Genomic DNA, 13,015 nt, shown 5'->3' on the forward strand with positions numbered 1-13,015 from the left:
GTATCGCTGATCTCGCATCAGCTAATGGAGCGATCTCAGCAGCCCGCTGCCCGTACAGCCCCATCCTCAATGCTCAAGTGGGCAATGCGGGAGAGCCTCGACATTGCTGCGAATCTGGTTCTCAGCGCTAATTAGCATGTGACAGGTGAGGAAGCGATCCTGACCGTTCCAGATATAACATAGAGCCCATATCGCAAGCCGAATAACACTGTATTTGTAGCGCAACACCTCCCCGGCTATGTAGGCCCTTTTGCTCTGAGCTCCGATGATGTCTCTTGTCAGGTCAACCCGCGATCTCGATCGCTCTTGAAATAGGATGCTGGAGCGCTCGTCTGAGCTCAGCGAATTGGTGGAACATGACAAACAGCGCGATCATTCCGGCGCTCAGCTCAGCGATTGCTTGACTGGCCAACAGTCCGTTGAAACCCGATATGATGGGGAATAACAGTACGGCTGGTATGAAGAGATAGCCCTGCCTTGCCAAGGACACAACCGCACTGAGGCGTGCTCTCCCGAACGACTGAAGCATCGTCGCCACAAAACTCCCAACACCAAACAGTCCAAAAAACAGATGGAAGACGATGCAGGTCGAGACGGCAATTTCCGTGACTTTATCGCTATTGCTGAACAGCCTGACCAAAGGTCGCGCAAAAATCACAACGGCCACAGAATACGCGACGGCAAGAGCGACAGTCATGGCGAGCATGAACTTCGCAGCCTTCAATACACGAGCAAAGTCGCGTGCGCCCCAACTGAAACCCAGAACAGCTTGAGAGCCTATGCAGAAGCCGGTGATAGGTAGTGCACCCATCGTCAAGATTCGCACAGCTATTCCCACGGCGGCGATCGAATCGTCGCCGAACGGCGCAGCAGCTCCGTACAAGAGCATAACGGCAACAGCAGATAAGATACTGGTGATCGTCGACGGCGCCCCTATGAACGCTAGCTGGCTGATGCGATCTACTCGCAATGATATGTGAGATATCCTGACGACAACTGTTCCGCCAAGCTTCGTAAAATACGCGATATAGAGGCTAATAGCAGCGATCTGAGATACCAGCGTCGCGAGGGCTGCGCCTCGCACACCCAAGTCCAGCAAGAATATGAAGACGGGATCAAGCACCGCGTTCAGTATGAAGGCGGTCATCATCGTCCACATGCTGGATCGTGTGTTGCCTTCGGCTCTGACGATGAAGCCGTTGACAATGTTTAGAAGCATCAGGGTGTACCCGAACAAAAGCGTCGCCGCGTAGTCGAGCGCCACGGGCATGATGGTTGGACTTGCCCCGAGCGTTACGAAGATCCCTCGCAGGTTTAGAAGCAGAGCGACGGTCACTATGATACCGATCGGGGTGGCGAGCGCGAGTGCAGTACTTGCGCCTCGACTCGCCTCCAGGTACTCACCGGCGCCAAGATGACGAGATATGAACGACGCTGCTCCAACACCGATCCCCTGTCCGACTGCCGCGAGCAGGACCACGATCGGCAAGGTCATGCTGACAGCTGCGAGCGCCTGCGCGCCAAGTGCGCCAACAAAGATCGCGTTGACGACCTGCTGTAACGCGTGGATAGATAAGCCAACAACAGACGGAATGGCGAGCCGCAGGATAAGGCTCGAGAGATTGGGATCCGATAGATCGATGTGCTGCTTTTTCTTTGGCATCACATTGCGATCGCTCTCGATGGCGAAATTGCATCCGGCTCATTCATGGATGAAGGTGCCCCCAGCTCTTCCGAATTCGCTGATCGTCTGCAACAGCTCCTGTTGCAACACCATGCAAAGATTACGGGTCACCTCATAACCGACTTGGGTTGGATCATACCTCGTTTCGATCTGTAGATGGCCGGCTTGATATCCGACATCGAGCCAGAAGAGGTGAATCACGGCCCCTTCATCCATGTCTTCGCCGATCCAAAGTGGAGAAGGTTCCTTGCCTAGGAAACGGCGTGGAAAATGGCGCTGCAAACCCGCCCGATAATTCACTCCAATTCTGGGCAAAGGCAGGCGATCGATCCGGCTCCGCACGGCTGGATCTCGGTTTACGAATTTCATGGCCCGAAAGCCTATTCCGCTGCGCGGCAGGGCATTGCGCTGGCGGTATATTGAACGAGCACGATCGGGACGGGGCTCCGTTCCGGTGAGACTCAAGGGAAGCGGAACGAGCTCGCTGATATGACCGATGATCTGAGATGGATCGAGATCGTCGAACAGCCGACCTCGGGTTGAGGTAAGGCTATCGATCCAGAGCGAATAATTGCCGAAAACGCGGCCAAAGGCGCCAGAAATGGCGGCAAGAAACACATCAAAGTCCTGACAGTGCGCCAATCTGGCTGAAATGTTGAGGAGATCAGCTGTCGCTTCTTCATCAATCTCAAGATGGTACTTGCCCTGATCTTCCCAAAGGGAGCGGCAATTCGCTTCATCCATGCGACCTTCAAGGCGTGCATAATGAAGCTCTCTCGCGGTCACTTTCGAAAAGCTCGCGCCGCCCAATGAGGTGGCGCTGACGTGCAAATTGAACTGATGGTAGTCAATCCTCTCCCAGTAGCTGAGTTCGGCTGGCGCTTCGCTGTTCGCGTAGTGTTCAAGGCGCTTCAACCATGCAGAGAGCAGTTGTATGTTCTCGGGGCCGCTCCGGGCGTGGCCCGAGGCCAGGGCGTACGCCGCATCCAATGCTTCCAGGAACAGTCGATAGCCTATCCCGTCCGCTACAAAATGGTGCATCAGGACCAGCAGATAGTAATCGCCGCTTTCCGATGTGCGGAACACCGTGGCGTTAACAAGAGGCGTCTGGCCGTCAAACCGAAACATGTTTTGACGTCTTGCTGAGATGCTCTCGATTGCCTTACGCTGCTCTGGGTCGGTCATTCCGACAAGATCGATCTCCTCCGCGAGGCGTTCGACCCCGGAAGGTCCAATTGTCAGACGTAGACCGTCGTCGGTTCGGGCAATACGGAGTCTGAGGCCTTCATGCCTATCCATGACATGGGCAAGGGCGCGCTCCAGCATTCGTATATTCAGGACGCCGCCGGGCAAGAAAAACAGATCGCCGATGTTGAAATGCTCATCGAAGCCGACAAGACGGTTCCAAGATGAGATTGCGGGGGTGACTGGCAATGAACCGTCGCCGGAAAGGAAGGTATCGAGTGTAATTGCCGCTCCGTCTGCTGCCAATTCCCTGATGGTCGGTGTTCGATAGAGTTGGTCGACAGTGAGATTCAGCCCCGCTTTGCGCGCCAGCGTGACGCAGCGCACGCTGAGAAGAGAGTCGCCGCCGATATCAAAGAAGCTTTGATCGAGTCCGACCCACTTGGCGCCTAATAGATCCTGCCAGATCCCAACAAGAATGCTCTCCTTCCTCGTACAGAGCTCAGCAGATGGAACAGGCCCGACCTCGCGGTAAGGACCGGACGACAGGCGAGCACGATCTATCTTTCCGTTCGCCGTAAGTGGAATACTGGCGACCAAACGGAAGGAGGCGGGAATCATGTAGGACGGCAATGTTTGGCGCAAGTGGGTGACAATATCTGCAGAGCTTAGACCGTCCCGAGCCGGAACCATGCTAGCCGTCAACCGACGATGGTCATCGATGTCTTCTGCGACGACCGCGGCCTTTGCGATTGCCGGATGAGACTCAAGGGCTGATTCGACCTCCTCCAGTTCGATGCGAAAGCCCCGTACTTTGATCTGGTTGTCCGATCGGCCGCAAATCTCGAGAAGGCCGCTTGTTGAGATGCGCGCGATATCGCCACTTCGATAAAGAACGCTGTATTGCCCGCCGTCATACGGATTCGGCACGAAACAGCGGTTGGTCCGATCTTGATCCCGCCAGTACCCAGCGCTCACGCAGCGTCCCGCGATGCAGAGTTCGCCGGCGGCTCCGACCGGGACTCTCTTCAACCGGGCATCGAGCACGTAGAGTTTGACGTTATCGATTGGGCGTCCAACGGGGACGCGCGACAAGCCGTCGCAGGCATCCGATGTTTCGTAGACTGCCGCATTGGATGCACATTCCGTAGCACCATAGAAGTTCCACAACGGCACGTCCGGGAAATACTCACGCCAGCGAACAGGGAGCCAGGAAGGCATCGGTTCGGCGCTGCTTGTGACCAAGCGCAAGGCGGTCGGTCGCGAGTGCCGTTCTTGGGAAGCAATGAGGCCGGACAGGAGTGGCGGCGAGGCAAACAAGTGTGTCACGCGATGTCTCGCCAAGGTGCACAGCAACAGATCTGGATCCAGCAACTGCTCTTGGGTTAGGATCAGGGCGGGCACGCCTCTCAGAAGCCCCCCAAAGTACTCCCAAGCGGACGCAACAATTGATGCGGACTTCTGAACAACCATCACGTCTGTGCTATCGAACGGAAAGCGCCGCCACATCCAGTTCAGTCGATTGAGAATTGCCGATTCCGGTATAAGAACTCCCTTCGCCTTCCCGGTTGAGGACGAGGTGTATATAAGGCTCGCAATTCCCTGATCTGGTGGCTTGTCGCTGCACTCAGAATCGCGCGCGGGCGCGCCGCACGCTTCTAGCGTCAATAAACATCTCGAGGGCACTTCAAAAGCAGGTTCAGAGCTATCTGCGTGAACCAAAAGCTTTGCTTGACTATCTCGCAGGATATGTTCGATCCGATCACGCGGATAATCCGGCGATATAGGGACAACAATGGACTGCAAATCTCGTGCGGCAAGAATGACAGCAGCAACGTCAGGCGACCGGTCGACCAGCATGGCGACCATGTCGCCAGCCCTCACGTCAGAAGTCCGCAGTAACGACCTGATGGCTGTTACGCGCTCACGCAACTGGCCGAATGTGATCTGACCGAAATCGCCATAATATGCCACCTGGCTGCGATTAGAGACGCTGATTTGCTCGAACGCTTGGACAAGCGGACATTCGGTATCATATGACTGCGCCGAGCCCTCTAGCGCGTCCAGCATCGCGACGTCTGACTCGCTGAGGCAGCTCAGATCTTCAATCGGCGTAAGCGGCTTCTCAATGCAGGCTGCAATCAGGCGGCGCAGATTGTCGGCCATGCGGATAATCAGATCGCTGGAAAATAGGTCTTCCGCGTACGCTAGCTGGAGGGCAATTTCCTCGCCCTGATCTTGTGCGTACAATGTCAGATCGAATTTTGCGTAGCCGGTCTCGTATTCGCGGAATGTCAGATCCAACTCATGTTCGCCAAGTGGCTCCGCGGCCTCGGAGTACATGTTGAACATAACTTGGAAGATCGGTGAACGTCCCGCTTCGCGATGTAGCCTGGTATCCCTTACCATCCAGCCGAACGGATATGCCGAATTTGCGATGGCATCGCTGACCAGTGCCTGGATGCGCAAGGCATGAACCGCAAAGGACTGGCCCACATCGATCGCGGTGCGGATTGGCAGCATGTTCAGGAAGAAACCAACAAGTTCGGCACTGCCAGGTTGATCCCGTACGACGTGCGGTATGCCGACGATGATATCATCCTGACCGCTATACATCCGCAGCAGAAGCTTGAAACATGCGAGGAGTGCTGTCGACGTGGTGAACCTATGTCGGCGCGCAAACTCCCTTATCTGATGGGATAGCTCGCTGCCAAGTGGGACCGCATGCGATGCGCCGCGATACGAATTTGTCTGCGGCCGCGCTCGTCCCGTTACAAGCGAAAGCACCGGCGGATCATCACCAATCTGGCGACGCCAATAGCTACATTGGTTGGCAAGCGCCTCCGGAGTAGCGTGTTGTGTTTCCCAGACCGCGTAGGTCGAGAGTGACACTCGGTTCTCTGGCAGAAACGCCGCGGCATCCACGTACCTTTGTCGGAGGTCCCTGAGCAGAACAGAGATCGACCAGGCATCGATGATGATTTCGTGAGCGGTGATCAGTATGAGATGGTTGTCAGGGCCAAAACTGATCATGCGCGCGCGAAACAGATGACCCTGGCTGAGATCAAAGCGGCCGTTCAGCTCTGTTCGCCGTAGCTCTGCGATCAGCTTCTCAGCCTCCTGCGACGTGAGTTGAGATGCATCAGTCAATTGGAGACTTGCGCAGTCCGGAGCATCAAAAAGCTGAACCGGACCGTCCTCGTCGATAATGCGTGCCGAAAGTGCCTGATGGGAATGAACTACATCGGTCCAGGCGCGATTGAACGCGGCCAGATCGATGATGCCCCGCATTCGCAGGCCGCCCTGAATGATGTAGTTCTTGGCAGACGGATCGAGCTGCGAAAGAAACCACAGGTGCTCTTGAACTCGCGTCAGAGGCGATCGTGTAAGCAGCTTTCCGCAAGCGGCTGCTGTGTACTGTCTAGATTCGGCTAGCGCCGAGATCGAAGCCGCAAGAGATCGGATCGTTCCATTCAGGACCAGCCTGAAATCCGTTCTCACTCCGAGCTCGGTCTGCAAACGGCCCAATATGAGCATTGCCCGGAGCGAGTCTCCGCCGAGGCTTATGAACTGGTCATTCACACCAATGTTCTCAAGGCGCAGAACACCGGACCAAATCTGGCGCAGCTGGGCTTCGAGGTCGGTTTGCGGTTCCTCGAATGGCGTCGGCAATGGAGGGCGAAGACTGGTCGGGTCGGGCAATGCTCCAAAATCGACCTTTCCATTACTGGTCAGTGGAATACCGTCGACGTGGATGATTCTTTCTGGGAGCATGTAGATGGGCAGAGCTTCAGCAAGGAAGTCCTGAAGCTCGCCTTCCGTTACCTCAGCTGAAGCGGACACATACGAGATGAGTCGTCTCGTCCCGCTTTCCCCCTCGGCCCTGGTTATGTCTCTCGCCATAAGCTTTACGCCTGCGCAGACGGAGGCGACCGCGACGGCGCCACGCACCGAATGATGAGCGGAGAGGCGAGCCTCGATTTCTCCTAGCTCAATTCTGTGCCCGCGGATTTTGACCTGACGGTCCCGTCGACCGAGACATTCCAAAAGACCATCGGAACGAAAGCGCCCGAGATCGCCTGTCCTGTATAGGCGCTGCAAGGACGGAACGTTTGAGAACGGGTTTGGCCCAAAGGCATCCTTAGTGCGGACGTCGTCATTGACGTAACCAGCCGCGACGCCAACGCCGCTAACGCAGATTTCGCCGACCTCTCCCGCCTTGCACAGCCGCTGCCCGTCGGCGATATAAACCTCAAGATTAGAAATCGGTTTGCCGATCGGCACATAAGCGTCAGCCAGCGCAGGCGGCGCGGAAACCAGATGATGCGTGACGCCGTCCGCGCACTCGGTCGGCCCGTAGTGGTTGAGAATGGGGACGCGCGGATATAAGGCAAGCCACGCGCGCGCCAGTGCGGGTGTCAAAGGTTCTCCGACCGTCGAAATAATCCGCAAACCGTCCAGAGCTCGATCAGCCGCCGCAAGCGGCTGCAAATATTCAACAAATACTGCAAGCATCGAGGGAACGAGTTGAACTACCGTCACGCCTTGTCCCTGAATCGCTTTGAGAAGCGATATTGGCGATTTCAGTGTCGCATCATCAATGAGCGCGGTACAGCCTCCGACGCAAAGCCCCGCCAAAAGCTGCCACAACGAGATGTCAAAGCAGTGCGATGCCGTCTGCGCAATGCAATCCGTCCGAGTGAGGGTTAGGGCATCAATCTTTGCCGCCAGATGATTGTTTAGGGCTGCACGGTCGATCATTGCCCCCTTAGGACGGCCCGTTGAACCAGAGGTAAACAGAATGTAAGCAAGTCCATCCTCGCTCCATGATGGCACAACAGACGAAGTCTGGCCCTTGCACAGCGCCGCCTCTATCGTCATGAATTGCGTGGCGCCTTCGCTGCTCGCCCGGATTGGCCTGACCGAATCTAGCTGGGCTGGCCCTATAATCAGAGCACAGCGACTCTGCTCGATCATGAATGATGTACGCGGAGCCGGTAACGATGGATCGAGCGGCAGGTACGTTGATCCAGCCTTCAAAATTGCGACTACTGCCGTCGCCCAGTCGAGGTCCCGCTCACCCCAATAGCCAATCACTGTGCCGCGAGCGCACCGCTCTCGTAACGTCCTCGCGAGGCATTCCGATCTTACTCGCAGCGCCTTGTACGTAAGTTCGTCTGCGCCGTACCTCAGCGCAACCCTCTCCGGATCCGATCTTGCAAGGCGATCGACCGCCGTGATCGCATCGACCGGCTGACGTTCCACAAGCTGATTTTTTCCTGATCGATTTTCGGTAGGCATACGTGTCTCGCCATTCATCGCCTTCTGCGGCCCTCAAATCAGAACACCGAGGATCCTGATTGAGGTGTGCATTGCGTAGCCGCTCTGGTTCTGCCAGTCATATTGTGCCGTTTTGCCCGTTCTTAACTTCTCGTCTTTTGCGTTCACTTCGATTTCCTCGATGATCGGCAGGGGAACGCGGCCGGACGCTAGGGCCTCAAGTTGGCGTTGGCATCTACCGGATCTTGTAGTAGACACGCGATAGTCTGCATGGCACCCGCAACCAACGCGCTCAGAGACTCGTTCGGGCTTGTGGTTTCTTGCATTTGGGCTCTCCTCATGGAAGCGGACTTGGCGTTCGCCGGGCTGCAGGCCACCTGCGGCGCCCAAGCGATGACATCGATTGTGCAAGAACCAGCACAAAGGTGTGTTACCGTTTTCCACGAGGCCGGCGTTGTTTGCCATAGCCGTTGAAGGACAGTCGTTAAGCGTTCAAACATTTGGTGCTCGTGGCTATCACGAGATAGCTAGGGGGCAGCCTAACGCCTCGTAGGCGTGCAGAACCATCCGCCGCGAGCTCCTTAATCCGCTGATTGTTCGCAGTCGTCCGCCTTGGTGCAAACGAAAATTCAGTCAAAAACGTTTGCTGCGGACCCGCAGGCGACGTCCAGTCTAGGCCAAAGGGCGCTCCGATACGGCTTTCCGAACCGGAATCGAATTGCGCGTAGCGCCTTCGCTTACCCTCCACGACATGCATGCTCGGCAGTTCTCTTCGCGCGTCACAGAAGCTTCGTCTCGGCGCCTACAGCAGAACCGATACGAATAATGTTGCGACCAAGCCGCTTAGCACTACGGCGAAGCCGGAGCCAGACTGTTATTGCCGCCCTCATATTCGTGGTAAGCTGGAAGACGCTGATGATGAGCCTTTCCTGCGACTGCCGCGTTGCGTGATGATCCCTCGTGACGATCTTTCGCACGAGCCGGATTCGATGACCGCGGCGTAGCCGTGCGATCCCTGTGTGGGTGGAACTGTCCAGCTCCAAACCGGCTCCGCTCGCCGACGATATCCATTGGCTTCGCCGTTACGGCATGTGTCTCGATTGATCGAAAATCTGTCCAGGGCAACAAAAGTGTCCTTCTGCTGCCGCAGCGGGAAAGGGGCTTCCTGCTGCGCAGCATGCTGTCGGACGGTCAGCTTTAAGACCATTGTCCACAACGTGACGTACCCACCCGGTACGAAGCAACTTGAGACCGCACACTTCCAAGCGGCACGCTGCTTGCTTCATTCGTGGTGCCATCACGATGCCAGCTCGATCGGTAGTGGATCGGGAAAGCGCCGCGGAGTGTTTGATGCGATCTGGAGTTCGTTTTTGGGAAGCGACAACGATCACCGCAAGCGGCACAGCCAATTCGGCGGACGTACAACTGCCATCGGCTCTGTGGAGCTGGTCCGGAGAACACATTGGCGGGCACGCCGGCCGTGCTGCTTACGGCCAAAAATCCTTCAGTAATCCCTGCGGTCCGCCAGTCTATGGCGGCCGCGGCGATACTCCTGTGTTTCTGGCAGGCGACCAGATCGGCTACGACTGGCAGAAGAATAGCTGGGTACTTGGCCTCAAACTCGAAGCCAGCAGTGCTATCTCCGACGGCACAAATACCCGCCTCGCCGCCTCCGGCATAATGCTGAGCCCAAGGCGAGTCCAAACGTCTTTGTCACCGGAGCCGGTCGCCTCGGTTACGCCTTTGTCGCGCAGCGCCACACGCCCTGAAGGGAGGCGTGGCTTGGCAAAACAATTGGGGGCGCCGTCATCAATGACAACGAGTTTGGCCAATGTCGGCGACGCCGCGGCTGGGTGCACAAGACCGTGAACGTCCTGGACAAGCTCTCCGTCTCGGTGCAGGCCACCATGAGGAAGGATTTGCCCGAGGTCTATTTGGCGCGAACCGAGCGTCCGCCGAAGCGGCGACCGACGTTTTCGCCGATTGCGCCAAGTACGGCCGGGCGGTCGAATGCCTGGTCAAGGATCGCGAAGCGCCGCCGGCCTTCTACGATTTTCTTGCCGAACACTGGGATCACTTGCGCACCACCAAACCCATCGAGCGCGTGTTCGCCACCGGGCGATACAGGACCGTGCGGCCGAAGGCCTCCTTGTCGCCAACCACAGCCAAGCTGATGGTATTCAAGCTGGTGATCGCCGCATCAAGGACCTGGCGGCGGCTCAAAGGCACAAATCGGTTGCCCAAGGTCGTCGCAATTCGCGATTGAACGCGTCATTGAGAGCATGCAAGTGCCGGCAAGCCAAGCGCCTGATCACCTCGTCACCTAAATCCCGAATAGCTCAGCTTATTGGGCCGATAATTCAATGGAGATTTCTTAATGACTATTGATGACGGGAAGGACGCCCCACCGGCTCTGTCTACCGGTGCGACGCATATACTCATCGAACTATGGGGAGCGAAGAACCTCGACGACCCGGCCATTGCGGAAGACGCAATTCGAAAAGCCATCCGTGCGGCGAGTGCGACATTACTCCACCTTCATGTTCATAAGTTTTGTCCGGGTCACGGCGTCTCCGCAATAGCCTTGTTGGCTGAATCGCACATTACCTTGCATACTTGGCCTGAGAGGTCCTACGCGGCCGCTGATGTTTTCGTATGTGGCGACAGCGATCCTGCGGGCGCCGTGCCAATTCTAGTTGAGGCCTTTCAGCCCGAACGGTCGGACGTTCGCAGCTTCCGGAGAGGTGCGTCGATCATGCCAACGCATTGAAGCAGATGATCGATCTCGTTGGAATAGCCGGTCATGTTTCCGCCCGCGAGCTATCGCCCAAAGTTGGTGACGGGAGAATCGGGAAGGTCGGCATATCGTGGGGGTGCTTGACGCCTGCACTTCTCCACCGAAGGAGCGATATGCCATGTCCAACGATAACAACATCAAGCTGGGTCAGCCAGGAAACGTCGAGGATCGACTCACCGAAATCTTGCGCAATGCCGCTCGAGCGCGTCCGGATCCATACCGCCGAGCTGGATGCGATTGAAGTAGTTCAGGCATGCCACATCCTCGGTGTTGTTCTTGTAGCTCTGGGCCTTCTTGCGATCGAAGACGTGGTGAGCCTTCCCATGCTTATTGGCGAACTGGCGCAGGTAGACACGTAGTGCTGGTTTACAGGCTCTTTCGAGTTTTCCCCAGGCATGGTCCCCCGGCGAGTGGCCATCTTGTTTCCAGGCCTGGCCTGTTTGGACAAAGGCAACGCGCGATATCCACATACTCGGCCAGGAGCGACATACCTACCTGCGCCGTTGCATGTCCGCTGGTGTCCGTCCTGCGATGTGGCAGTCCATCGAGCAGGTCCGAACCTAATTTTCCGTCGACGGTTTAGGCCAACCCGATGTAGGAATATCAGGTCAAGTCGGGAATCTAGAGCTGGTCATTCGGCACTCGCAACAATAAGCGGGCCAGCAACCCACACCGCGGATGGCGGCTAGGATTGCTCCGCGAGACCGTGTTCGCGACAGTTAGCAAGTTGTCGAGCCACGGAATTCCGATACCGCCGCTCGACTTTGATGAAGCAGGGCGAACGACCAAGGTCTCGACCGAGGATCCCAACATCGAAGGCCGGGGCTCTGTATGGCTTGCTATCCCAAGCATCGGTGGTTGCGGGAATTGGACTCTGCGCGGAAGCCATGTGTGAGCAGTGCATCCCTTACGGCGCCAAGATCGCTCGCTATCAACGGCTGTCACGCCAAATCAATGTCCGGCAAACGCTGGATGGAATTGCGCGGCTTATTGCACAGGCGACGGACGCGAAAAGCCGTTTTCCAGCTGGCTGCGCCGATCCTTGGGGGCGTCTTACCACTGCCAAAAATCAGCCTGCCTGAGAAGCACCCTTAACGCTCGCTTCCGTGGCATCCCTCGAGCTGTTGGGGATGCGTTGAGCTTTGCCAGCCGAGACGAAGGCCACACGCACACGCGTCTCGACTAGCAAGTCGGCTCCACGCCTGCACTGTTGGTGCAGCGCGATCGAAGCCCGCTTCACCTCCTCATGAGCCGCGATCACATCAATCACGTCATCCATATAACCAGGTTTGAAGAAGTCCAGTTTCATAGAACGCACCACGAAGGCGAAGCCGCTCAGCGTCCTGGCCGCTAGTCTCGAACAATCTGCGATGATCTGTCCCCAGAAGCCGAAGGTAGTTCGTTCGGCTGCGCTCCATGAAGCGTAGATAGTTCGCGTGATATACGATCTGGCTGAAATCTGTTTCCTCAAAATAAAACGCGGACTTGCATGTGGTGCCCGCCGTCCCGGATTTCGCCGTCAAGGTCGGGCAAATCGGTCCCTCCAGAGTCGCATTGGTAGGCCCACAATGGCGCGGCCTTGCGACCAAACGTACTACGGTCACGCGCCATGCAACTCTGAGAGGCAAGTTAGACACTGAGGCATCAATCACCAATAAGCTGGCCCGGCATAGTCCCGACGTCCCGACTGCTTTGTGGTACCCTGTTTGCCACTGGATTGGAGGGCGTGGCCCTGGCGCTCCCAAGGCGAAGTCCGCTGGGGACCACGTGGCCGTTTCCATTCACATAGATAAGTGCAGTTGGCGGTATTGTTCTTGGCGGAGAGCAACGCTCGCTGCTGGCGCATCCAGATTTCAAGCTCGGCAATGAGCGGCCGCGATTGTTTACGGCGCGCGGCAAGCCGTTGCCCGGCGTTTGGCCGTTAATGCGCTTGATCTCGAAGGTAAGCGCAGCTCTGCGGCCCTTTTGAATGGCGTTTGACGTCTATTTTGTTCGCGTAGCGCGTCGCCGCGGTTTCCATGTGTCGGACAACGCGTTTACGGCGGCCTCGAGGGCATTCCGGTCGATCA

At 56.9% G+C, this 13,015-nt stretch carries 4 protein-coding genes and 3 pseudogenes; 3 read left to right on the forward strand and 4 right to left on the reverse strand.

The features are described 5' to 3' along the window. Nucleotides 1-283: 283 nt before the first annotated feature. Complete coding sequence (locus tag GWG67_RS12875) at nucleotides 284-1,663, reverse strand: MATE family efflux transporter (protein ID WP_275169682.1); 1,380 nt, start codon at nucleotides 1,661-1,663, stop codon at nucleotides 284-286. Nucleotides 1,664-1,702: 39 nt separating this feature from the next. After that, nucleotides 1,703-8,170 (reverse strand): non-ribosomal peptide synthetase, encoded by a 6,468-nt coding sequence (locus GWG67_RS12880; protein ID WP_275169683.1) that lies wholly within the window; start codon nucleotides 8,168-8,170, stop codon nucleotides 1,703-1,705. A gap of 1,820 nt (nucleotides 8,171-9,990) precedes the next feature. Between GWG67_RS12880 and GWG67_RS12885 the strand changes: the two are divergent. The 3 genes and pseudogenes from GWG67_RS12885 to GWG67_RS12895 form a co-directional block, all read left to right on the forward strand. Continuing rightward, nucleotides 9,991-10,415: pseudogene (locus tag GWG67_RS12885) on the forward strand (transposase); the annotation flags it as partial. 111 nt (nucleotides 10,416-10,526) lie between these two features. Then, entirely contained in the window at nucleotides 10,527-10,919 is a 393-nt protein-coding gene (speD, locus tag GWG67_RS12890) for an adenosylmethionine decarboxylase (protein ID WP_275169684.1), read from the forward strand. Nucleotides 10,920-11,016: 97 nt separating this feature from the next. Then, a pseudogene (locus tag GWG67_RS12895) lies at nucleotides 11,017-11,151 on the forward strand (IS256 family transposase); the annotation flags it as partial. Here the strand turns inward: GWG67_RS12895 and GWG67_RS39095 are convergent. Together GWG67_RS39095 and GWG67_RS12905 are read right to left on the reverse strand one after the other, a co-directional pair. Beyond that, nucleotides 11,120-11,416, reverse strand: coding sequence for a DUF4238 domain-containing protein (locus GWG67_RS39095; protein WP_354211537.1), 297 nt, complete (start codon nucleotides 11,414-11,416; stop codon nucleotides 11,120-11,122). The pseudogene GWG67_RS12895 and the gene GWG67_RS39095 sit on opposite strands and share 32 nt — an antisense overlap. A 599-nt stretch (nucleotides 11,417-12,015) precedes the next feature. Beyond that, nucleotides 12,016-12,437: pseudogene (locus tag GWG67_RS12905) on the reverse strand (YbgC/FadM family acyl-CoA thioesterase). Nucleotides 12,438-13,015: the final 578 nt, after the last annotated feature.

It is taken from the genome of Bradyrhizobium sp. CSS354 (assembly GCF_029051725.1).
Taxonomy (GTDB): Bacteria; Pseudomonadota; Alphaproteobacteria; order Rhizobiales; family Xanthobacteraceae; genus Bradyrhizobium.

What these genes read in the sequence shown, in the direction of transcription:
- GWG67_RS12875 (WP_275169682.1), bottom strand. Translation starts at nt 1,663, where the DNA reads ATGCCAAAGAAAAAGCAGCACATCGATCTATCGGATCCCAATCTCTCG.
- GWG67_RS39095 (WP_354211537.1), bottom strand. Translation starts at nt 11,416, where the DNA reads ATGTGGATATCGCGCGTTGCCTTTGTCCAAACAGGCCAGGCCTGGAAA.
- speD (WP_275169684.1), top strand. Translation starts at nt 10,527, where the DNA reads ATGACTATTGATGACGGGAAGGACGCCCCACCGGCTCTGTCTACCGGT.
- GWG67_RS12880 (WP_275169683.1), bottom strand. Translation starts at nt 8,170, where the DNA reads ATGCCTACCGAAAATCGATCAGGAAAAAATCAGCTTGTGGAACGTCAG.